Below are 22,883 nucleotides of genomic sequence, written 5' to 3' on the forward strand. Positions count from 1 at the left end.
CCGGCTCAGCCTCCTCAGGCCAAGGGATGATTGACACTCCGTCAAAGTGAATGTGGTGCTAGTTGCTGTGGGAGTCACGCTGGAGCCGGATATCGAAGCGGACCGCCAGCATCCGCACAATCACGATAAAAAGCAGGCCAATGGTCAGAGGCAGGGCTTCGTTGTCGAGGAACCACTGGCAGACAAAGTATAGCCAGCATCCGGCAAAGGAGATCGAGGCATAGATCTGGTCTTTGCGGAAGATATAGGGTACTTCGTTACAGAGGGTATCCCGCAGGGCGCCGCCAAAGGTGCCTGTCATCACTCCGAGAAGTGAAGCGACAAACCACGAATGTCCCAAATCCAGGGCCAGTTGGGCGCCAAGGATGGAAAAAACGCCCAGCCCGATGGCGTCGGGGAACACAATTCTGGATTCCCGCAGCCGCTCTGCCTTTTTCCAATAGCTGAAGACAACCGCTATGGCCAGAATCAGCATCGGTTGCTCTTCGTGCTTGATCCAGTAAAGAGGGTGGTTGTCCATAATCAGGTCACGCAGGGTGCCACCACCGAGTGCCGTGATGAATCCGATAGTAAATACGCCCACAGGATCCATATTTTTGGAGCGCGCCACAATCATGCCGGAAATCGCAAACGCGACGATTCCAACCATTTCAAGCACGTAGATGATGTCGATCATGGCTAGCCCCGAGATAGGCCAGGAGTGGCCGAATGCCTAAAGCGAAAGCGCGCAGGATAGCGAAAAAGCCGATGGCTTTCACCTGAGGCCAGAGAACTGCCAGGAAGCGACCGATCCGGACTGTGATCCATAGCGACAGTTCTGTACGTATCTTGCATTCAACTTACCTGTATCCTGTTGTACGGAGTTGCTATGTCCTTGATGCGCCTGGCCTATGCCAGTGAAGCCACGTTCGAAGCCAAACCGGTAGAAAAGGGTGTCGAGCCCCACGTTGCACGAATTCTGATGACTTCCCGTAAGAACAATGCCAAAGATCAGTTGGTTGGTGGCCTATATTACGGAAACGACCGGTTTTTCCAGTATCTGGAAGGTGAAGAGGATGCAGTGCGTCGCACTTATGACAGGATCCTTAAGGACGACCGCCATCGCAACATCGTCACTTTAATAGAAGAACCTTTGAAGAACCGAACGTTCAGTAACTGGTCCATGAAATACGTGCCGCTCTCGAGGGACGTTCGGACATTTCTGGACGATCAGGGACTCGAATCCTTTAACCCGTCTTCGTTCACTTCGCAACAGTGTGAGACGATGATAGAGCTCGTGCGCAACTCCAGCCAGAATCAGAATGTGGCTAACCGTGATGATCCCAAGTCTGTCGGCAATGCGCCTCAGGTCCTGTCTTCCGGGATGAAAGTGGGCCTGATTGTGGCCGGCCTGGTTCTGGTAGGGGCTCTGGTGATCGGCGGGACAATGCTCTGATGGATTTGCTGTAAGAAATAAACGCCGCTTATGCGTTTAGATAAAAGAACTTTATTTGCTTCATGATAAGACTCTGTTTAGCTTGACGGATAACCATCACAGGAGAACGTAGCCTGTAATCCGATCAAACAAAAACGGAGCGCTCATGAAAGCCATCCTCTGCAAGGAATATGGTCCGGCCGAGAAGCTGGTCATCGAAGAAGTCCCAAGTCCCGAAGTGAAAGGCCGCGGTGTAAAAGTACGCGTCAAAGCCGCCGGCCTGAATTTCCCGGACACCCTCATCATAGAGAACAAATATCAGTTGAAGCCGAGCCTGCCTTTTTCCCCGGGTGGCGAAATGGCGGGTGAGGTTATCGAGGTTGGCGACAAAGTAACTCGTTTCAAAGTAGGCGATCGTGTTGCCGGGCTGACGGGTTATGGCGCCTTTGCCGAAGAAGTCATCGTGCCGGAGCAGAATCTTCTCCCGGTTCCCGACGGCATGTCTGACGAGAAGGCAGCGGCCTTCACCATGGTTTATGGAACTTCCTATTACGCACTGAAGCAGCGTGGCAACCTCCAGCCTGGCGAATCTCTTCTGGTTCTGGGCGCCAGCGGTGGCGTGGGCCTGGCAACGGTTGAGCTGGGCAAAGCGATGGGCGCCAAGGTTATCGCAGCCGCCAGTTCGGCCGAAAAGCTTGCGGTTGCCAAGGAAGCCGGCGCCGATGAGTTGATCAATTACTCTGAAGAGCCTCTTAAAGACGCCGTGAAGAAACTCACTCACAGCAAAGGCGTGGATGTAATCTACGACCCCGTCGGCGGTGACTTCACGGAACAGGCTCTCCGAGCCATGGGCTGGAATGGCCGTCACCTGATCATCGGCTTCGCGGCCGGTGACATTCCGAAAATTCCGGCAAATTTGACTCTTCTGAAGGGTTGTTCCGTGGTCGGCGTATTCTGGGGCAGTTTCACACAACGCGAGCCGGAAGCCAGTGCCCAGAACATGATGGAGCTGATGAAGCTCTATGCAGAGGGCAAGATTGATCCCAAGATCAGTGCGGTTTACGAATTTGAGGATTACGCAAAGGCACTGGGGGCTTTGACCGAGCGGAAAGCGACCGGCAAGGTGGTGTTGAAGGTCGGCTCCTGAGTCTGGTCTGGCTCCTGCCCCAGCCTTCTGGGGCTTGGAGTGGGTGAGAGTGGGCGGCCCCTCCCAAAAACCGCTACGAGCACATCCATGTGCGCTTGGCGTCGGCCATTCATGGCCGCCGACATTTTTGGGAGGGGCCGCCCACTCTCACCATCCAGCTTTGGAGTTATAGTCCGTAGGTCGGATTAGACGCAGTCGTAATCCGACAACATGCCTGATCTCAAAAACTGACTTTCCCGCCATCAATCTTCGAAACCAACTCCGGTGTGAGCAAGGTATAACCCTTGGTTCTAGGCAGCCAGGCATAGACCTCCTCGTCGTTCCGAAGCGAATACCCGAGCTTCTGGATATCCACTTTCCGGTACTTGAAGGTCCCCGTTTTCTCGATGGCGTGGGTTACTCGAACGAACACCGGAACGGCATAGGCCGGCAAGTTATCCCGGAGATACGTGAACAGTTTGTTGACGTCGAACGGGGCGCCGTTGCTTTTCGGAACCAGCGTTACCATGCCAGCCTTGCCATTGGTGCCGGGGACTTCGACGCCGTAGACGATGGCTTCCTCAACCAATCCTGAGCCGTCGATGATGTTCTCCACTTCCGTCGTTGAGACATTCTCGCCCTTCCAGCGGTAGGTATCGCCCATACGGTCGACGAACTGCAGGTGGCCGCACCCGATTTCCTTCAGGACATCGCCAGTGTTGAACCAGGCGTCGCCCTTCTTGAAAGCGTTGCGGAGGATCGATTTTTCCGTGGCCTCTTTCTGGGTGTAACCCTCGAACGACCATTTCTTGGTGATCTCGCCGATCAACAGGCCGGGCTCGCCTTTAGCCACTTCCTGCATGAATCCTTTTTCGTTACGAACTGGATCCCGTGTGCCGTCGTGAAATTTCACCAGTTTGTAGGGGGCGGTAGAGAAGCCTACCGTGTTGTCCATATTGAAAAAGTTACTGAAGCCGATGTTGCCCTCGCTGGAGGCATAGAGCTCTGCGACTGTCTCTATCCCGAAGCGCTGCTTGAATTCCTTCCAGATGGACGGGCGGAGGCCGTTGCCGATCATTTTTGTGAGGCTGTGGTTCCGGTCCTGTTCGCTGGGTGGCTGGTTCAGCAGGTAGCGGCAGAGTTCGCCGACGTAGCCGAAGGTGGTGGCGTGGTAGTAGCGAACGTCTTCCCAGAAGGCGCTGGCGGAGAACTTGCGGCGCAGGGCAATGGCGGAGCCGCCGGCCAGGACGGAGCCCCAGCAGACCAGCAGTGCGGTGCCGTGATAAAGGGGGAGCGTGCAGTAAAGAACGTCCTCCGGCTTCATGGCCAGAGACATCAGGCCAAACCCGCCGTAGGCCATTATAAATTTGCGGTGTGAGCCCGGGGCGGCCTTGGGCAGGCCGGTGGTGCCGGAGGTGAACAGGTAGATGGCGGTATCCCCCATTTTCGGCGCATCGCTCAGAACCGGGGCGTCGCTGTTGAAGGTGCTGACCTGCGCGCCCATGTTGGCGTAACCGGTCGGTGCGTCCCCAAAGGCGTTCAGCGTGTTGGTGTCTGCCACAAACTGGAATGGCTTGGGATGGCCCGTCTTGAGATGTGCCTTTATGCCGTCGAACGCCTCAACCAGTTCCTCGCCAACCACCACCATTTTGGGCTCGATCAGGTTGATGCTGTGTTCGAGTACCTCGCCTTTCTGGGAGGTGTTGAGCATGGCGCAGGCGACGCCGAGTTTCGCAGCGCCGGCTACCACGGCAAGCAGTTCGGGGCGGTTTTCAAGGAATATCGCGATGGCATCCCCTTTGGCGAGTCCCTGGTCCTGCAAGTAGCGGGCGATGCGGTTAGCCCAGTCATTCAACTCGCTCCAGGTGATCGAGCGGTCCTCAAACAGAATGGCGGGCCGGGCGCCCAGGTTCTTAGCGTTGTTGTCGATAAGAGTGCCGAGCGTAAGCTCCAGGTTCTCGTTTTTCAGGGCGTAGTAATACAGCCCCCGTGTTATCGCCGGCAAGCGCCGGAATATTCCGGGCAGGCTGCGGGCAATGTCCAATGCGGATACGTTGTCTTGGCTCATGGTTTTTCCATTGGTCCCTTTTATTGTGTGGACGTTGAGCCCGGAACAACGCATGCCGCGGGCTCAGTCCAGAAACAGATCCGGCATCAGGGGCTTATCGCCCGGCTCGTACCGGTAATGCTCGAAGTCGGTGATACCGTCCTGCCGTAGCAGCACCTCGTCGATCAGGTTCTGACCAGTCATGGTTTCAGGCGACCGGTTGAGGATGCTGACAGCGGCATCGGCCATGATGTCCGGCTTTCGGCCCTGGGCCATCATCTGGGGGCCGCCCACTTCAAATTCGATGGCTGCCGTGGCAATCAGCGTTTTTGGCCACAGCGTGTTAACCGCGATGCCATAACGCTTGAATTCCTCGGCCATGCCCAGACTCAGCATTGTCATGGCGTATTTTGTGGTGGTGTAGGGCCCATACTGGGCGAACCACCGGGTATTCAGGTTGAGAGGCGGCGACAGGCTCAGGATATGGGCCTGGTCAGACTCCTTCAGCCAGGGCAGGGCCGCTTGGCTGCAGGCCATCACCGCCCGTGCATTGACCTGATGCATCAGGTCATATCGACTGACCTTGAGGTTTTCTACGCCCGTCAGTCGGATGGCGCCGGCATTGTTCACAAGGGCGTCGATGCCGCCGAAATGTTCGCCAGCTTCATCGATACGCTGGCGAATCTGCTTCTCATCACGGACATCCAGGACCAGTGGCAGTGCCTGGCCGCCGGCTTCACACACTTCCTCGGCCACCGTATGAATCGTGCCGGGCAGTTTCGGGTGCGGTGTGTCCGATTTGGCAGCAATCACCACGTTGGCGCCCTGCCGGGCACAGGCGAGGGCAATGGCCCGGCCAATGCCCCGGCTGGCGCCGGTGATAAAAACGGTGCGGTTCCGCAATGTGCTCATGCGTTGCTCTCCTGTTCGGCCGTCTCGTTGGCAGTAATCTCAACCAGCAACTGGCTTCGTTTCACCTGGTCACCTTTGCTGGCTTGGACCGCGCTAACAATACCGTCGCGGTCGGCTTTCACCGGATGTTCCATTTTCATGGCTTCCAGTATCACCAGCGTATCGCCCTGGTGAACGCTGTGACCAGCCTCAACCAACACATCAATGATGGCGCCATCCATGGTCGCCTGGATGCGACCGCTGCCCGCACCGCCGGCAGTCCTGGCCGGTTGGTGAGTAACATCGCGCACCGACCAGGATTGTCCGAACGCCTGCAAATATAGGGAATCGCCCTGGCGGTGATATTGGCAAGTCTGACGTACGCCGTTGTCGATAATGCACAAACGGCTACCCCTCTGGCTTTCAAGTACCAGGGAATGCCGGGTTTCGCCCATACTGACAGACAACCGGTTGCCGCTGCGGGTCACCAGTAGCTCGACAGTGGTGTCGCCGGTTTCCAGCTTGATGGGCGTCATGGTGGCCGGCGCATTGCTCCAGGCGCTCTGGCCTGAACTGCCATGGTCGAGCACGCAGGCGGCCAGGGCCAGCTGGCGAATGGTCAAGGTTTGCGGCTGAAGGGACGGATCGTCCCTGAAGGCCTGCTGGAGGAAGGCCGTAGTCGCCTCGCCGGCGCCGAAGGTGTCGTCGGCGATGATCCGGCTCAGGAAATGGCGGTTAGTGGTCACACCGAACACGTTCGTGTCCTCAAGCGCGCGCACCAGCCGCCGGCGGGCCTCGTCGCGGTTCTGTCCCCAGGCAATTACTTTGGCCAGCATGGGGTCGTAGTGGGGAGTGATCGCATCTCCCGATCGTACCCCGGTATCAAACCGTAAACCTTCGCTTTCGGCTGGTTCAAAGGCGTATAGCGGCCCGGTCTGGGGTGTGAATCCGTGGGCAGGATCTTCTGCATAGAGTCGAACCTCAATGGCATGGCCATTCAGGTGAATATCATCCTGGGCGAGTGGCAGCGGGCGTCCCTCGGCCACGTTGAGCTGCCAGGCGACCAGGTCCTGGCCCGTAATGAGCTCGGTCACAGGGTGTTCCACCTGCAGTCGGGTGTTCATTTCCAGGAAATAGAAATTCCGGTGTTTGTCCACCAGGAACTCGACGGTGCCGGCACCTTCGTAATTGCAGGCCAGAGCCGCTTTGACCGCAGCCTCACCCATGGCCTGGCGTAGTTCCGGCGTGACAAACGGGGAGGGTGCTTCTTCCACTACTTTCTGGTGTCGGCGCTGTACCGAGCAGTCCCGTTCGCCCAGATAGACCGCATTGCCGTGGCGATCCGCAAACACCTGGATTTCCACGTGGCGGGGCTCAATCACGGCTTTCTCTAGGATCAGTTCGTCGTCGCCGAAGGCCTGTTTTGATTCGGAACGGGCCCGTTTGATGTTGTCGGCCAGTTCGGACTCGCTTTCAACCAGGCGCATGCCGCGGCCACCACCGCCGGCGGAGGCTTTGATCATCAGGGGGTAGCCGATGTCTTTGGCGGCGGCGATCAGTTCGTCATCGCTGGCGTTGTCGCCTTCATAGCCAGGCACTACTGGCACGCCGGCTTCCTGCATGGCGATTTTTGAGCGGCGCTTACTACCCATGAGTTCGATGGCCGAGGCGGGCGGACCAACAAACACCAAACTGGCTTCTTTGCAGGCGTTGGCGAAGGCGGCATTCTCGGAGAGGAAGCCATAACCAGGGTGGATGCAGTCGGCGCCGGTTTTGCGGGCGGCTTCGAGAATTGCATCGCTGTTCAGGTAGGAGGCTGAGACCTGTGCCGGGCCAATGCATACGGCTTCGTCGGCCAGTTCCACGTGCATGGCTTTGGCGTCGGCTTCGGAATAGACGGCTACGGTGCGGTATCCCAGTGCTTTGGCTGTGCGGATGATCCGGACTGCGATTTCGCCTCGGTTGGCTATTAACAGTTTTCTTAACATGGTGCTGGTCTCATCTATTGGTGCCAGTCCGCGAGCGGCTGTGGGGTGGCTTTCAGGAAACCGCTTCGAGCACATCCCTGTGCGCTTGGCGTCGACCATCCTTGGCCGCCGACATTTCCTGAAAGCCACCCCAAACCCACTCGCTCCCCCGTAACTCAGTCGTTGGATTCTGCCCAGGCTGGTGGGCGTTTCTGCATGAAGGCCATTGTCCCCTCCGTGCCTTCACTTCCCCGGATGGCTTCCGCAAATTTTTCAGCCGCGCTGTCCAGCAAACCGCTCATGGGTTCATGGCCAACCCTGTGTAGCAACGCTTTGGTTACTGCCGTGGCAACCGGTGCACAGTGGCGGACACGATCCAGAGCGCTTGTTAGCATCTCTTCCAGTTCATCCTCTGAAGAAGCCGCCTGGTGAACAATGCCAAGACTGCATGCTTCGTTCGCATCGATTCTCAAACCCAGCAGGGCCAGTCGTCGGGCCTGAGTGAGGCCGATTCGTTCAACCACAAACGGCGCAATCTGCGCGGGAATTACGCCGAGAGAGGTTTCTGGCATGCCGAACTTGGCGCTCGGCCCGGCGATGGCGACGTCGGAAACGCAGGCCAAACCGAATCCACCGCCCATGACGGCGCCTTCGGTGATCGCGATGACCACTTTCGAGGATTCGTTGACCTGTTGAATCATCTGACCGAAGGCGCGGTTCAGACGATAGAACGGGTCCGCCTCACCCTCGGCCGCTTTCTGGCCGCGGGCTCCGGCCATGTCTTTGATATCACCACCGGCGCAGAAGTGCCCACCGGCGCCCCGGATGACGACGGCGCGAATGTGCAGGTCGTTTTCAATCTGGGTGAACACCGCGGACAGTTCCGCCACCATCTCGAGGCTCATGGCGTTGCGCACGTCCGGTCGGTTGATGGTGATAAACAGGGTTGGGCCCTGTTTTTCGAGAAGCAGTGTTTCGCAATGCGGTACCTGGTCCATAAGTGACTCCACCGTCCGTTTGTTAGTCGCGCTTCTTGCCCGGAAGGGTGCCCATCATCTTGCAGATAATTCCCAGCATGATTTCGTCGGCACCACCGCCGATGGAGACCAGCCGAACATCCCGGTGTGCCCGGGAGATCGGGTTGTCCCACATGTAACCGTTACCGCCCCAGTACTGCAGGCAGCTGTCTGTAACCTCACGCCCAAGACGCCCGGCCTTGAGCTTGGCCATGGAAGCCAGGCGGGTCACATCCTTGCCTTCAACGTGGAGTTCACAGGCCTGGTAGGTGAGGGCACGCAGGGCCTCGACTTCGGTTTGCAGTTCGGCCAGGCGGAAGTGGATTACCTGGTTGTCGATCAGTGGCTGGCCGAAGGTCTTCCGCTCGCGGCAATACTCAATGGTCTTGGTGATGCAGTTCTCCAGCGCCTTGATAACGTTCGCCGCACCCCAGATCCGCTCCTCCTGGAACTGTAGCATCTGCATCATAAAGCCGGTGCCCTCGGCGCCGATCCGGTAGCGCTGGGGCACACGGACGTCGTCAAAGAAAATCTGCGCGGTTTCTGAAGAGCGCATGCCGAGCTTGTTCAGATGCGGGCTGAAGGAGATGCCCGGCGTTTTCGTGGGCACGATGATCAAAGACTTGTTCTTGTGAGGCTTGTCGTCCGAGGTGTTGGCCAGCAGACAGATGAAGTCCGACTTGGGGCTGTTGGTGATCCACATCTTGGAGCCGTTGATGATGTAGTCGTCACCGTCTTTCTTGGCAGTGGTTTTCATTCCCGCCACATCAGAACCTGCACCAACCTCGCTGACGCCAATACAGCCCACCATATCACCAGCAATGGCCGGCGCCAGGAAGCTGCGTTTCAGCTCATCAGATCCAAACCGGGAAATAGCCGGAGTACACATATCGGTCTGCACCCCGATGGCAAGCGGAACACCACCACAATGGGCCATGCCCAGTTCTTCAGCCGCTACCAGGTTGTAGCTGTAATCCAGCCCCATGCCACCGTATTCTTCCGGCTTCTGGATGCCCAGGATTCCCAGGTTGCCGAGCTTTTTGAACAGCTCATGAATCGGGAATTCCCCGGCGGCTTCCCACTCGTCGCAGTGGGGATTGATTTCCTTCTCCACGAAATCGCGGACGGTTTTTCGAAGGGCTTCATGTTCGGCTGTGAATTTCACGTTTTTGTTCTCCTGCTGGTAGAGAGTTCGTGCCGTATTTGTTTTGGTGCACGTTCTTTAGCTTGGCGGCAGGTGTGTGGGGCCGCTTCCAGAAAACCGCTACGAGCACATCCATGTGCGCTTGGCGTCGGCCATCCTTGGCCGCCGACATTTTCTGGAAGCGGCCCCACACACCTGCCTATGTCTGTAAATTTGTTGCTGCCTGCTGGCAGTTTTGTTCTTCCAAAACGATAACTCGTGGTTGACCCGAACCGGGGCGGAGGGCTTCCCAAAAACGTGGAGCGCCAGGGATGGCGCGACCGAGCCCTACAGGGACGTATTTACGGGCGTTTTTTGGGAAGCCCTCCGCCCCGGTTCCAGCCCCAAAGCTCGAAGGCCTACAGGCGGGCCACCCCAAACGTATTAGGCCGCAACTGTCGAGCTTCTGCCTCTCGGCATACATCGAAAACCAGAGCCAGAACGCGCCGCGTATCCCGCGGGTCGATCAGCCCGTCATCCCACAATCTGGCCGTTCCAAACAGCGCCGTTGAGCCTTCCTCCAGTTTCTTCGCAGTGGCCTGCTCCAGAAAATCCAGTGTCTTCGGATCCGGCTCCATGCCGCCGCGGCGCTGCTTGTCTTCGGCCACGATGCGCATCACCTTACCTGCCTGCGCCGGCCCCATGACCGCGGTTCGGCTGTTGGGCCAGGCGAAGATGAACCTTGGGTCCAGACCCCGCCCGCACATGGCGTAGTTACCTGCACCATAGGAACCGCCAATGACAATTGCGACCTTTGGCACTCGACAATTGGCCACGGCCTGGATCATTTTTGAGCCGTGTTTGATGATGCCGTTCTGCTCCGAGTGGGTGCCCACCATGAAACCGGTGGTGTTATGCAGGAACAAAAGTGGTGTTCCGGCCTGGTCGCAGAGCTGGATGAACTGGGCGGCCTTGGCGGATCCAGCCGGGGTGATCGGGCCGTTGTTGCCGATGATGCCGACTGAATGACCTTCGACCCGGATGGTGCCGCAGACGGTCTGGTCGTCGAACTCGTTCTTGAAGTCCATGAACTTTGAACCGTCGGCGATACGGGCAAGGATTTCGCGAACGTCATAGGGTTTTTTGGAATCTGCCGGAATCACGCCCAACAGTTCTTCGGCCGGGTAGAGAGGCTCCTCCCATTGAAGCTCGCGTCGGGGTGGAAGTTGCTCGTTCCAAGGTAGGGCTTCGAGGATGTTTCTCGCCTGGCGGATGCCGTCGGCATCGTTTTCGGCCAGGTACTCGGCTGTACCCGCCACCGTTGCATGCATCTCCGCGCCACCGAGTTCCTCGTCGGTGGCGACTTCACCTGTGGCCGCTTTCAGAAGCGGAGGGCCTGCAAGGAACATCTTGGCCTGCTCGCGAACCACGATCACATAGTCGGACAGTCCTGGCTGATAGGCTCCGCCTGCCGTTGCGTTGCCGTGGACCACGGTTACCTGAGGAATTCCTGCTGCTGACATGCGGGCCTGGTTGGCAAACCCCCGGGCGCCGAGCACAAAAATGTCGGTAGCGTAGTTAAGGTTGGCGCCGCCGCTTTCGGACAGGGAGACCACGGGGAGCTTGTTCTCCATGGCGATCTGCTGCAGCCGGAGGGTCTTGTCCAGGCCGGCTGGCGTAATGGTGCCGCCTTTGATGGCGCTGTTGCTGGCCACCACCAGGCAGCGGATGCCGCTCACATAACCAATGCCGGCGATGATACCGCCGCCGGCCTGGCTGCCGTCCTTGTCGTCATGCATTTTGTAGCCGGCCAGGGAGCAGAGCTCGAGGAAGGGTGTTCCCCGATCCAGCAACCGGTTAATGCGGTCCCTCGGAAGCAGCTTGCCCCGCTTGAAAAACTTCTCACGGGCGGCTTCCGCCAGATCCAGGACCTTTTGCTCCACATCCCGAAATGTGGTGATGTGCGCTTCCATGGCCTCAGCGTTGGTGCGGAAGTCCTCGGATTGGGAGCCCACGGTGGATTCAAGTACCTGCATGATCGGCTCCTCAGTCGTCGCTCAGAACTTTCGGGGTGACAGCCCGATGAAAGCCGTTGTAGGGCTCGTTGTTCTTGGCTTTCGGCATTGGCCAGACCCGGCCACCCTGGGAGGCGGCCCCATCTATTCGCAGGCAGTCGCCGCTGATAAACGCTGCACCCGGGCTGAGCAGGAAACAGATGGCTGAGCTGACTTCGGATTCGGTGCCCATTCGCTTGATAGGAACATTGTCGCCAAGGCTGCGGATCCACTGCTTCATGTGCTCGGGGTAGTTGTCCATACCGCTGGAGGCAATCCAGCCCGGGGCAACCGCGTTAACCCGGACGCCAGAAGCGCCCCATTCAACTGCGGCCGTCTGGGTGAAGTTCACCATGCCGGCTCTGGCTGCGCCCGAGTGCCCCATGCCAGGCATACCGCCCCACATATCGGCCACGATATTGACGATGGCGCCCCCGGTCTTGGACAGCGCCTGGGTATAGGCTTCCCTGGCCATCAGGAAGCCGCCGGTCAGATTGGTACGCACCACGGTCTCCCAGCCCTTCTGGTTGATCCCCGTCAGCGGTGCCTGAAACTGCCCGCCGGCATTGTTCACCAAACCATTCAGGCCTCCGTGCTCGGCAATGATCGCCTTCACCGTGGCTTTGACCGATTCCTCTTCGCGGATATCACAGACGTGGGCGGACGCAATGCCGCCGTCCTCGATGATCTCTGCTTTTACGGATTCCACTTTTTCGACCTTGCGACCGACCAGGGCAACCCGCGCACCCAGGGCAGCAAGCTCATGGGCGGTACATCGACCAATGCCAGAACCACCACCGGTAACAATAAACACCTGGTCCTTGAACAGGCCCGGATTAAAAACAGATTGATAGCTCATATCTCGAAAACCTTTTCCAATGTTCGGGCGCTCGGGTCGTTGGCCCCTCCCGGGACTGTGAGCAGCAGGGATGCTGCGATCAAGCGTACAGGGACGTATTCACAGCGTGTCCCGGGAGGGGCCAACGGCCCGAGCGCGTGCTCCATGGTTTATTAGTCGATGATTTTTGAAGGAACAGGCACCGGAAACTCCAGTAGCTGCTGCGCAAACGCCTTCCCCTGGGGATCAATCCGCAGGCTGGCAACGCCGCCGCCGCCCAGACTGTGCTCCAGCAGGAAATTGATGGCATGCAACCCGGGCATGGCCCAGCGGGTCACCCGGCCGGTTTCCGGGTTCAGGGTATGGGCCATCCAGTCCGCAACGGCCGCTTCCGTCAATGCTGTCTCGATAAACGGCAGAAATTCCGGTTTCCGGGCAATCACGCCGATGTTGGTGTGGTCACCCTTGTCACCACTCCGGGCCCAGGCAAGCTTCACCAGTGGCACAGTGGTATGCGTGTCGCCTGTCACGTGTGTGAACGACTGGGGTTGGAGATCGCTGTTATCGAAACCGCCGCTGGTTTCAACCTCAACGGTTTTCCGCTCGCCATCCAGATCCACGGACACATCGACTTCTGTTTTCGGCACCAGGCATGAATACAACCGGATCTTTGGCCACACGGTCGGCCGGCCACCCACAATCCCGGTGATGCCCGGTGCCATACCCGTGGCTGCCTGGGCAATCTCCCGGGAAAACAGCACAAGGGCCTCTTTCTTGGGATGGGCGGTGCTGATCTTGACCACCACTTCGCGGCAATCCTCGCCACGGCCATGAGGACCATAGGTTGTTTCCGTGCCCAGAAGCTCAATGCTGGTTTCGCTGTAATCGGGCAGGCCACGTTCGCTGAACATGCGTGAGGTCTTGGCCAGAATGGCCTGTGCGACGGTCTGAGCCTTGGCCCGGGCATTCATGCCTGCCAGCAGGAAGGTGACCGTGCACTTGAAACCGTCCGGCCAGGTGCCCGACACCTTGTAGCTATCGGTGGGTGGCAGCCCCCGCGCGCCCCGCACCTCTACCTGGTCTTTTCCGGTTTCCTCAAGCTCGACACCTGTGAAATCGCAGGTAACGTCCGGGAGCAGGTAGGCCCTTGGGTCACCAATTTCGTAGACCAGCTGTTCCGCCACGGTGCCACGGCTTACCAGCCCGCCGGTATCCTTCGGTTTGGTGATTGAAAAGCCGCCGTCGGTACTCACTTCGGCGATCGGAAAGCCCATGTTGGCGTAGCCACCGGCTACCGCTTCCCAGTCGGTGAAGTTGCCGCCGGTGGACTGGGCGCCGCACTCGAGCAGATGCCCCGCCAGGCTGCCCTGAGCCAGTTTGTCGTAGTCTTGCCAGCTCCAGCCGAATTCGTGCACCAGCGGTGCCAATACCAGGGCACTGTCTGCCACCCGGCCGGTAATAACGATGTCCGCGCCCTGTTCCAGAGCCGTAACCAGGCCTGGCGCCCCCAGATAGGCATTCAGGCTGACCATCATTGCCGGCATCGGTTGGCCGGAACTCATCTCCGTGATGCCCATATCAGAGAGGTTTTTCTTCTTCATCAGAAGGTCGTCGCCCAGAACCAGGGCAATCTTCATGTCCACGCCGGCTTTTTCACAGAGAGCCTGGAGGGCGTCACGACAGGCCACCGGATTGACGCCGCCGGCGTTGGCCAGCACTCGAATGCCCTTTTCCTTGATGTCTCCGAGCAAGGGGCCCATGACCGTCTGTACGAAATCCCGCGCATACCCCTGGGACGGGTCCTTCATTTTTTGGCCCGCCATGATCGACATGGTGATTTCGGCCAGATAGTCGGCCACCAGATAGTCGATATTGCCTTTGTGGACCAGCTGCGCGGCAGCCGTTTCCGTGTCGCCCCAGAAGGCGGCGGAGCATCCGATGCGAACAGTGTTGGGGGATTCAGCCATCTTCCTGTGCCCTGTAAATGATTGCTGATTGAAAGCGGTAGCGGTCGCGGTTTTGCCACACGATGAAGATGACAATACCAAGCAAGCGCTTGGTTTGTAAACAGGCAAGTTTCAGGTAGAATTAAAGGCCTCTTTTGCCAACCGGATTTCCTTAGTGAGCCAGAACCAGATCCTCCAGTCCCTGATCGCCGAGAACCTTGTGTCAGATCCCAAAGGCGCCCGCGGCCGTCTGCTCACTGAGGCTGCGCGGCTGTTCCGGGAAAAAGGCTACGAGCGCACAACGGTTCGCGATCTTGCCGCCGCCGTGGGTATTCAGTCCGGTAGTCTGTTCCACCACTTTCGAACCAAGGAAGAGATCCTCAAGGCAGTGATGGTAGAAACCATCCGGCTGAACACCGCGCTCATGCAGGCAGCTTTGGAGGCCGCCGATACCAGCAGGCAGAAGCTTCGTGGACTGATTCGCGCGGAACTTGAATCCATCAATGGCCAGACCGGCGAGGCCATGGCGGTCCTGGTATTTGAATGGCGGAGTCTGTCGGCCCCGTCCCAGGGCGACGTGCTTGAGCTTCGGGACATCTACGAGAAATTGTGGTTGGATGTGCTGGAATCATTGAAGCGCGAGGGCGCGCTGGAGGCGGATCCCTTCGTGGTTCGACGGATGTTGACTGGCGCTCTCAGCTGGACAGTAACCTGGTACAAACCGGAGCGCGGAGGGCTGACACTGGATGGCCTGACCGATCAGGTAATGGCAATGATGGCTCTGTAAACGGATTGACGTTTTCAAAAGTCATTGTTTTATATCAACAATATTCTGATAGATTCCTTTCCTTCCGGGCCATTGGCCCGATCGGCATAACCAAATCGGCATTCGAGCCATTTTTGTAGGACAGTTTTCACCGCATTCTTGCACCCGTTGACAAAAACCGAGTTCAGATCGGGCAAACAAAAACAACGTGATGCAGGGTGAAATATGATCTCCTCTCTGGCAAAGCTCGGACCGCATGTCTTTGCGGCTCGCCTCAAGGCTCTCTCGCTGGCAGCGGTTGCCATACTCGCAGGTTGCTCGGCCAACCCCATCTACACCACCACCGGCGTTGTACTTTCCAGCTATTCGGAGGGCGAAGCCACGCCCTACGTATTGCAGATGTCCGACGTCCAGATGGCCTGTGCGCTGGGTGAGGGCGTGGATCCGCTGCTCTATTCCTTCTCACGGGTTACCGATGCGCCTGACACTACCGGATCCTTACTGATGCTTCTGGCAGGCAATTGTGCGGAGTACAAGGCCTGGGAGGCTGAGCTCGCCTATCTCAGGGCCAACTACGAGGGGGATGTGGAAGCGGCCAAGGACGCCAGGGAAGTGGCGAAGCGATTGAATGCGCTGACCGCGAAACGCCGGTATGCCTCCTTTGAGAGAGCGATGGCTGCCTATGAGTTTGATCCCGCCGCTGAACCCCTTGAGTGCCCCTTCCTGTTCACCGAGCAAGACGAAATTACCTTCCTGCTGGGCTTGCTGACCGGTATGCAGGCGATCGTGAACGATGCCAATTCTGGCGCCATGGCCGGAGTGCCCAGGAACATTGCTCCCCAGGCCGAGCGTGCCGCTACCTGCCTGGACAACGAAAAGTGGGGCGGTATGCCAAACGCCATCCGGGCCCTGGTCTGGCTGCTGCTGCCAGACACCCGTCCGGCTCTGGCACCGGATCCCTGGCAGGTGCTGGAACACAGCCGGGAACTGGGCGTTGAGAAAGGTATGCGGGTTCCGCACGCGCTCCAGGCTGTCGCCGCCGAAACCTTTGGCCGGCCGGAAAAGCTTGAGGAAGCCATCGCGAGTTTCGCCGAGGCCGATGCAACGATTGAGGTCTGGGACGAGTACCGTCTGGTGGACGAAGTCGCGACGGGCGTGGTGCGCTTTTCTTCTGACAAACACTGGACCGCCAACTACGGCTATCGGACGCCGCAATCCTTCTTCGGCAGGATGAGCCCGGAGCGGCAAACCGAAAATGTTGAAACCATGAATCTGGACGACCTGCTTTAAAGCAGGTTGCCGACATCCTCTGAAAACTGACAAACACAAGAATGACCCGGAGGTCGTTATGATCCGCAAATCCCTGACTGCCATGGCCCTCGTAGCCGCCGCCCCCTTTGCATCAGCGCAGTCTGTATCCATGTGTGTGTTCGATGTCATCGGTGCGAACGGAGACTTCTACAATTTCGTCAAAGACTATGCTCTGGAAATGAAAGGTCACGGCGTGGATTTCCAGCTGAAACCTTACACCGACGAGGGCGTGGCGATTGGTGATTTTAACGCCGGGCAATGCGATGCGGTTGCCGCCACGGATATCCGGATTCGTCCATTCAACAAGTTCACGGGCAGCATCAGCGCCGTGGGAGCGCTGCCCACCTACGACAACCTGAAAACCCTGTTGGCGACGCTGGCACAGCCGAAAGCAGCGCCATTGATGAAGGATAACGGGTACGAAGTGCTCGGGATCATTCCGGTGGGTGCCGGCTATCTGTTTGTAAATGACCGCAGTATTGATACCGCCGGTGAGTTGGCGGGCAAGCGGATGGCGACCCTCGATTATCAGAAAGACGCGATCCACATGGTGAACTTCGTCAAGGCCACGGTGGTGCCGTCCGACATCACCAATTTCGCCGGCAAGTTCAACAACGGTTCGGTGGATACTGCCTATGCGCCAGCCTTTGCTTACGAAGCTCTGGAACTCTACAAGGGCATCGGTGAGAACGGTGGTGTGGTGGACTATCCGTTGGCACAGCTAACACTTCAGATTGTCGCCCGTGATGACGTCCTGGATGACGATACCGGCCAGAAAGCCCGGGAAGTCGCCTGGAATATGTTCCCGCAAGCCATGGGGCTGATTGAAGGTCAGGAAGCGGCCATTCCCGAAGAAAAATGGGTACGCATTCCTGAGAAAGACATCCGTGGCTACCAGGAAATGTTCCGGGAGAACCGCATCGAGATGCGCGATGGCCTGAACGGCGCGCCGGATGTGTATCACCCGAAGATGATGGGGCTGCTCAGCAAGATCCGCTGTGCAAGTAACCCCGCTGCTGCCGAGTGCACTGCGGCCAACCGCGAATAACAGGGCGGAACCCTCATGAACTGGCGAGCAATCACCGCTCCGGCTGCAAGGACTCTCTACCCCGTACATCGGATGTATGGGGCCGTTCTGCTGCTCTTGCTGATGTTTACATTGCTGTTGGGGATGGGCAATTCGCTACATTCCCGACTGCTTTGGGTCGGCGAACAAACGTGGCCAAACTACTATTTGCTGAATCCGGATGCCACGGAGCCGTCGTGTCAGCTGGAGATAGATATTGATTCCGAGGTGGCCCGGCGGGTAGCCAATTACAAGCCGGATCCGGATGACCTGTTCAGTTCACCGCCTAATCCGGAAGCCATTCGCAAATCCCTCCAGAGCAATCTGGAACTCTGCCAGCAGCAATACGATGTCTATGAGCAGAACCTTGCGCACGCCACGCCAGCTCTCGGGGCCTTCAAGACCGTAGAGCAGGGTCTTGCGAATTTCCTGCTCGAGAACATTGGGCTTACCAAGTACCTGTTCATCGCGATGTTTGCGATGGCTGCGGCGATCGCTGCACTGGATACCGACCATATTGCACTTCGCCTGCCTCGAAACCGTGCCGAATGGCGGTTGAGCCAGGGTGTGCAGTTTGTGGTTAATGGCCTGATGCTGCTGTCGCTGAACGCCTATCTTGGGAAACTGGCCACGTCGCCGGGTTCGGAAGGCACCATGAGTCTGCAGTATGCCTGGGGTGGGGTCTTCGGCCTGTTCATGGTGATTAATGCCGTCCGTTTCCTGAATGTTCCTGAACGGATTCGCCCCGGCGGTCTTTCCGCATCTTCTGGCCTGGTGATTCCGCTGTATTGCGCCATGGGCCTGATCGCCATGAGCTACTTCTTCCTGGTAGACGGTTACGCCTCGGGGCTGGCTATCTATTTCGGAATGATGTCCAACCTGTCGTCCATGTTCATCAACATCGGCCTGTATGTGTTGGTGGGTATGATGCTGAAGCAGACCAGGATTCCCGAGCTTCTGCTGAATCTCATTAAACCTTTCAATCTGCCAGCGCCAATGTTGGCTTCGGTGATCATCTTCGCAACCGCGTTTCCAACCGCGTTTACCGGCGCATCCGGCATTTTCATCCTGGCCGTAGGCGGTGTTGTCTATGATGAGCTGCGCCGCGCTGGTGCAGGGCGCCAGCTGTCCCTGGCAACGACTGCCATGTCGGGAAGCCTCGGGGTGGTCCTAAACCCATGCCTGCTTATTGTTGTCGTGGCGGCTCTTAATAAAGAAGTCACGACCACAGAGATGTACAGCTGGGGCTTCTGGGTATTCATTATGTCGGCAACGCTGTTTTCTCTGATTGTGTGCAAGACCCAGGGAAACTGGAAGCCCCGTCCGGCGCCGGGCGCCTTCCGCGCTGCTCTCTCGGAAAGCCGGGCCCTGCTGCCTTATGTGGCGGTGGCGGCTCTGGTTATCCTGTCCATCTGGGTTGTTCTCGGCTTGAAGTTCAACGAGTACAGCGCCCCGTTGATCCTGCCACTGGTTATGCTGGCGCTGGTGCTGCTGGATTCCGGCCGGAGCAGTGAGGAGCAGGGCCAGACCCGTTCCCAGGTGTTCTGGGCACGCAGCTCGGCCGCTGCCAGCGATTCGGCAGTGCACATTGGCGCGCTGCTGGCGTTGATCGGATTTTCCATCTGTCTCGGGGGAATCCTGGAGCGCTCCGATATCGTTCATGCGCTTTTCCCGGAGGACCTGACCAGTCCCTGGATCGCCATGCTGGTGATTGTGGTTATGCTCACGGTAATCGGCATGGTTATGGACCCGTTCGGCGCGGTAATCCTGGTGTCGGCCACCATTGCTCAGCCAGCGATCCAGTTGGGTATCGATCCGCTGCATTTCTGGATTGTCTGCCTGGTGGCGTTCGAGCTTGGCTATCTGAGCCCGCCAGTGGCATTGAACCACCTGCTCACCCGTCAGGTTGTGGGTGAGACGGAAGTGCTGGCGGCAGAGCGCACCGGTTCGTTCTGGCATCGCTATGAACGGCTGCTGCTGCCTCTGGCCGTGATGGGCCCCACACTGTTGTTCGTGGCCTTTGTGCCAATGCTGTTCTACGCGTTGTAATGTTGAATTGTTATAAAGAGGGCCGCCTGAGGGAAACTTCAGGCGGCTTTTTGCATCTGTAATACAAGAGGAAACGTAGTTTGAACGAAACCGAACACTCGCAAGGAACGTGTTTGTTATACCCTAGTAAATGAAATCGATCTTCTGCCAGTGGCCTGAACTATGCCTTTTGATGTCTCATCAAAATTAATCTCAGTTTTTTCAGCTCTATTTCTCCTCGTGGGTTGCGGAGGAGGCGGCGGTGGCGACAGCCTTGATTCGCAGGAGCCCGGGCTGGGCGGAACTATTTCTATTGAAAGTGGAACGAGAGTGGATTCGGATACGGCTGATGACAGTCGTCTCAATGAAGCAGTGTCCAACGATTCTTTTAGTACGGCCCAGTTAGTGCCTTCAACAGGTATTTTGGGCGGCTATTTGAGTGCTACCTCGGGCACCTATCCCGATTCCGGCGAATTTGTCTTCCGATATGTAATTGATGGGCAGGATACATTTCGCGCCGAGCTCGCAGCGGGCAGCATGATTGCCGTTCAGGTTTTCAGGGACCCGTCTTTTGCGCCCCCCGCGATTACACTCTCGGTTTTCCAGGACGGCGCACTCCAGGACTCGGATTCCGGGACGGGCAATCCCCCTCTTACAGTAATTTCGCCCGATGCAGGCCCTTCAGTGATCAGTGTAAGGACCACTGGTGGCGGGCCCTTTAGATATGTGCTGTCTGTTTCGACGACTGGCGTCACTAATTTTCAGAGCTCTCATTACGGCCAACCGGAATTTGTGCCGGACGAGGCCATCGTGCTGATGTCCTCAGAAGAACAGGGACGTGTGAATCCCCAGGGCGTAGCGGGAGTCTTGTCGGCCTCCTCTGCGAAGTCTCTGGGGCAGGGCGCCTGGTTAGTCCGGCGTGATCCTGTTGGCGTCGTCGCCTCGCAATCGAACGGTGCTTCCTCTGGCCAGCGTGACCAGACGCTTCGTTGGATTACCAATCTGAAGTCGCAGCCGGGCGTGCAGGTGGCAGAGCCAAACTATATCTATCGGGCTCAGGCGGACCGGGATCTGTCATCTTTGCAATGGAATCTGCCTCTCATCAGCACGCCCCTTGCCTGGCAAGCGGCGCCGACCCTTGGTAACTCGGTTGGAGTGGCTGTGATGGATACCGGCCTGTTCACATCCACGCCGCAAACCTATGGCGATTGGCACCTGGACCTGGACACCAATGTCATTCCGTTCAATTCCGGACGAATTCTCGATTATGTGTCTGCTGAAGTGGATATCGATCCACAGTTCAATGACCCCTTGGGCTATGACAACAACCCGGCTGATCCGGGTGACGGTAAACCTCAGAGCAGTAACTTCCATGGAACTCATGTTGCGGGCATTGTAGCTGCGCTGCGGGATTCTGCCGGCGTGGACGGCGTTGCGCCGGCGGCAACACTCTGGCCTGTCAGAGTGCTTGGGCGGGATGGTGCTGGCACTCTGGATGATCTTGTTGCAGCGGTGAATTGGGCTGGCGACAACCCCGATATCGATGTCATAAACCTGAGCCTTGGGGGCGTTGGTCCAAGCACAGTGTTGGAAGCAGCCATAAACCGGGCTGATGAAAACGGAAAGCTGGTCGTCGCTGCGGCGGGCAACCAGGGTACAGATGAGTTGACCTATCCAGCGGCCTTTGAGCGAGTCATTGGCGTTGGCGCAGTCGATGCGGGGAAGGTGCGCGCCTCATACTCCAATTTTGGTGGTTCAGTGGATCTTGTTGCCCCGGGTGGTGATGCGACCAGAGACGCGAATCTGGATGGTAACGCCGACCTGGTCATCAGCACCTGGGGGGTTGATGATGGTGGTGACTTTATCCGTTCCTATGCAGGATTACAGGGTACCTCAATGGCTGCTCCGCACGTTGCAGGCGTCTATGCATTGATGAAAGGGGCAAACTCTGAAGCAGTTAATCCCGGCCAGTTTCGGGCTTGGTTGGCCAGCGGTGTGCTGACAGAGAACGTGGGCAACCGTACCGAATATGGGGCTGGTCTGATAAACGCGCTCAAGTCAGTCGACGCGGCCCTGGATGGATCCGTGAGCACGATAGTCCTTTCTTCGCCTTCCGCGATCGAGTTTGATCGTGCGCGCTTCAATAGCGAGCTTGATTTTACTGTTTACCCCGAAGGCGAATCGGTCGTGGTAAATGGCATTGCCTTCGATTCCGATCTGATCTCTCTCGATCCGGCGCTTTCGGCTGACAGTCCTCTGCCGAGCTCGGTGGCCGTCTCGGTGGTGGGGGAAAATGTCGTTGACGGGCAGAGTTATGCGACGACGATTCAGATTGACTACAGTGCCGGTGGCGACACCGGAACCCTGGAGGTTCCAGTTTCGATAGACCTCAGGGAATTGGCTGATGAGCGAGACGCAGGTCGCCATTACGTACTGCTGGTAAGCCCTGATGAAAGCCGTGAAACCATAGAGCAGAGCGTTGTAACTGCCCGTGATGGCAGTTACAGCTTCTCGTTCGATGACATAGAGCCAGGTGAATACTTTCTGGTGGCTGGAACGGACATGGACAACAACGGCTTTATCTGTGAGAGCGGTGAGGCTTGTGCCGAGTACCCGGTAAATGGTCTGCCAGAGAAGATCGTTATCGGGGAAGAACGGGCCACCGGAGTCAGTCTCAGCACAAGCTTCCGGCGCCCGACCATTGCTTCCATGGGTTTGCCTCGCATCGGCTTCGAAGGCTATCGTTTGAAAAATTATGGGAAAACAGCTGCTGAGCCGGTGAGAAACCTGGAGGCCAATCGTTGATGCCCGTTCACTTTCGTGCTGTCTGTCTGCTGGCAGCAACGCTGATGCTATTCGGATGTGCAAGCAGTCGCTCGGAAACCGCAGAAGGTGGGCCGCTAGCACGCCAGATCACCCAGTCGGCGCACTGTGGGCTTACGGCTCCCGGTCATGTTCACCTGACAAGCCGTCAGGAGGTTCAGAGGCTGGAAGCGTTGCCCGGGCGAAATCTCTCTCTCGAGGCACTCAAAACTATTGAGTTTGAAAGAGAGCACATCGTTTTGGCTTCAATTGGTCAGAAGCCAACCGGCGGCTACAGTGTCACCCTTGACTCCTCTGAGATTCGTGGCGGGACCCTGGAGCTGAGGGTCAGAGTGACCGAGCCGGCCTCTGGAACCATCGTCACCCAGGCGCTCACCACCCCCTGCGCGGTCATCGCGGTGACCGCTGAAGGCTGGGACGATATCCAGATCACCCGCGCCGAAAACAACCGTTGATCTTTCCTCACG

17 protein-coding genes are annotated in these 22,883 nt (G+C 57.8%); 8 read left to right on the forward strand and 9 right to left on the reverse strand.

What is annotated here, in order from left to right:
• Nucleotides 1-58: 58 nt before the first annotated feature.
• Complete coding sequence (locus tag ACWJ62_RS03085) at nucleotides 59-676, reverse strand: trimeric intracellular cation channel family protein (protein WP_449284873.1); 618 nt, start codon at nucleotides 674-676, stop codon at nucleotides 59-61.
• A gap of 192 nt (nucleotides 677-868) precedes the next feature.
• Between ACWJ62_RS03085 and ACWJ62_RS03090 the strand changes: the two genes are divergently transcribed.
• Both ACWJ62_RS03090 and ACWJ62_RS03095 read left to right on the forward strand, forming a co-directional pair.
• Nucleotides 869-1,435 (forward strand): BLUF domain-containing protein, encoded by a 567-nt coding sequence (locus tag ACWJ62_RS03090; protein WP_449284874.1) that lies wholly within the window; start codon nucleotides 869-871, stop codon nucleotides 1,433-1,435.
• A 145-nt stretch (nucleotides 1,436-1,580) separates the two neighbouring features.
• Nucleotides 1,581-2,561, forward strand: a complete 981-nt coding sequence (locus tag ACWJ62_RS03095) for an NADPH:quinone oxidoreductase family protein (RefSeq protein ID WP_449284875.1) — start codon at nucleotides 1,581-1,583, stop codon at nucleotides 2,559-2,561.
• 220 nt (nucleotides 2,562-2,781) lie between these two features.
• On the opposite strand, the gene ACWJ62_RS03100 is transcribed toward ACWJ62_RS03095, so the two are convergent.
• The 8 genes from ACWJ62_RS03100 to ACWJ62_RS03135 form a co-directional block, all read right to left on the reverse strand.
• Nucleotides 2,782-4,608, reverse strand: a complete 1,827-nt coding sequence (locus tag ACWJ62_RS03100) for a long-chain-acyl-CoA synthetase (protein WP_449284876.1) — start codon at nucleotides 4,606-4,608, stop codon at nucleotides 2,782-2,784.
• 63 nt (nucleotides 4,609-4,671) lie between these two features.
• Nucleotides 4,672-5,499: an SDR family oxidoreductase gene (locus ACWJ62_RS03105; RefSeq protein ID WP_449284877.1), complete on the reverse strand. Its 828-nt coding sequence runs from the start codon at nucleotides 5,497-5,499 to the stop codon at nucleotides 4,672-4,674.
• Nucleotides 5,496-7,466 (reverse strand): acetyl-CoA carboxylase biotin carboxylase subunit, encoded by a 1,971-nt coding sequence (locus ACWJ62_RS03110; protein ID WP_449284878.1) that lies wholly within the window; start codon nucleotides 7,464-7,466, stop codon nucleotides 5,496-5,498. The genes ACWJ62_RS03105 and ACWJ62_RS03110 overlap by 4 nt, the downstream gene beginning before the upstream one ends.
• 155 nt (nucleotides 7,467-7,621) lie before the next feature.
• On the reverse strand, nucleotides 7,622-8,443 hold the full coding sequence (locus ACWJ62_RS03115) for an enoyl-CoA hydratase/isomerase family protein (protein ID WP_449284879.1): 822 nt from the start codon (nucleotides 8,441-8,443) through the stop codon (nucleotides 7,622-7,624).
• A 22-nt stretch (nucleotides 8,444-8,465) separates the two neighbouring features.
• Complete coding sequence (locus tag ACWJ62_RS03120) at nucleotides 8,466-9,626, reverse strand: acyl-CoA dehydrogenase family protein (protein WP_062781787.1); 1,161 nt, start codon at nucleotides 9,624-9,626, stop codon at nucleotides 8,466-8,468.
• A gap of 377 nt (nucleotides 9,627-10,003) precedes the next feature.
• Entirely contained in the window at nucleotides 10,004-11,620 is a 1,617-nt protein-coding gene (locus ACWJ62_RS03125; protein ID WP_449284880.1) for an acyl-CoA carboxylase subunit beta, read from the reverse strand.
• Nucleotides 11,621-11,630: 10 nt separating this feature from the next.
• Nucleotides 11,631-12,497, reverse strand: coding sequence for an SDR family oxidoreductase (locus tag ACWJ62_RS03130; RefSeq protein ID WP_449284881.1), 867 nt, complete (start codon nucleotides 12,495-12,497; stop codon nucleotides 11,631-11,633).
• A 152-nt stretch (nucleotides 12,498-12,649) separates the two neighbouring features.
• Nucleotides 12,650-14,443: an acyclic terpene utilization AtuA family protein gene (locus ACWJ62_RS03135; RefSeq protein WP_449284882.1), complete on the reverse strand. Its 1,794-nt coding sequence runs from the start codon at nucleotides 14,441-14,443 to the stop codon at nucleotides 12,650-12,652.
• Between the two features lie 145 nt (nucleotides 14,444-14,588).
• On the opposite strand from ACWJ62_RS03135, the gene ACWJ62_RS03140 reads away from it, so the two are divergent.
• The 6 genes from ACWJ62_RS03140 (at nucleotide 14,589) to ACWJ62_RS03165 (ending at nucleotide 22,871) form a co-directional block, all read left to right on the forward strand.
• Nucleotides 14,589-15,209, forward strand: coding sequence for a TetR/AcrR family transcriptional regulator (locus ACWJ62_RS03140; protein ID WP_449285343.1), 621 nt, complete (start codon nucleotides 14,589-14,591; stop codon nucleotides 15,207-15,209).
• A 204-nt stretch (nucleotides 15,210-15,413) separates the two neighbouring features.
• The gene (locus ACWJ62_RS03145; protein WP_449284883.1) at nucleotides 15,414-16,478 is read left to right on the forward strand and encodes a hypothetical protein; all 1,065 of its coding nucleotides are present in this window, start codon (nucleotides 15,414-15,416) and stop codon (nucleotides 16,476-16,478) included.
• Between the two features lie 58 nt (nucleotides 16,479-16,536).
• The gene (locus tag ACWJ62_RS03150) at nucleotides 16,537-17,547 is read left to right on the forward strand and encodes a putative solute-binding protein (protein WP_148609429.1); all 1,011 of its coding nucleotides are present in this window, start codon (nucleotides 16,537-16,539) and stop codon (nucleotides 17,545-17,547) included.
• Nucleotides 17,548-17,562: 15 nt separating this feature from the next.
• Nucleotides 17,563-19,614: a TRAP transporter large permease subunit gene (locus ACWJ62_RS03155; protein ID WP_449284884.1), complete on the forward strand. Its 2,052-nt coding sequence runs from the start codon at nucleotides 17,563-17,565 to the stop codon at nucleotides 19,612-19,614.
• A 414-nt stretch (nucleotides 19,615-20,028) separates the two neighbouring features.
• Nucleotides 20,029-22,398, forward strand: coding sequence for a S8 family serine peptidase (locus tag ACWJ62_RS03160; protein ID WP_449284885.1), 2,370 nt, complete (start codon nucleotides 20,029-20,031; stop codon nucleotides 22,396-22,398).
• Nucleotides 22,398-22,871 carry a protease complex subunit PrcB family protein gene (locus ACWJ62_RS03165; protein ID WP_449284886.1) on the forward strand — a complete coding sequence of 158 codons (474 nt, stop codon included), beginning with the start codon at nucleotides 22,398-22,400 and terminating at the stop codon, nucleotides 22,869-22,871. The genes ACWJ62_RS03160 and ACWJ62_RS03165 overlap by 1 nt, the downstream gene beginning before the upstream one ends.
• Nucleotides 22,872-22,883: the final 12 nt, after the last annotated feature.

The sequence above is a fragment of the Marinobacter sp. PE14 genome (assembly GCF_053566155.1).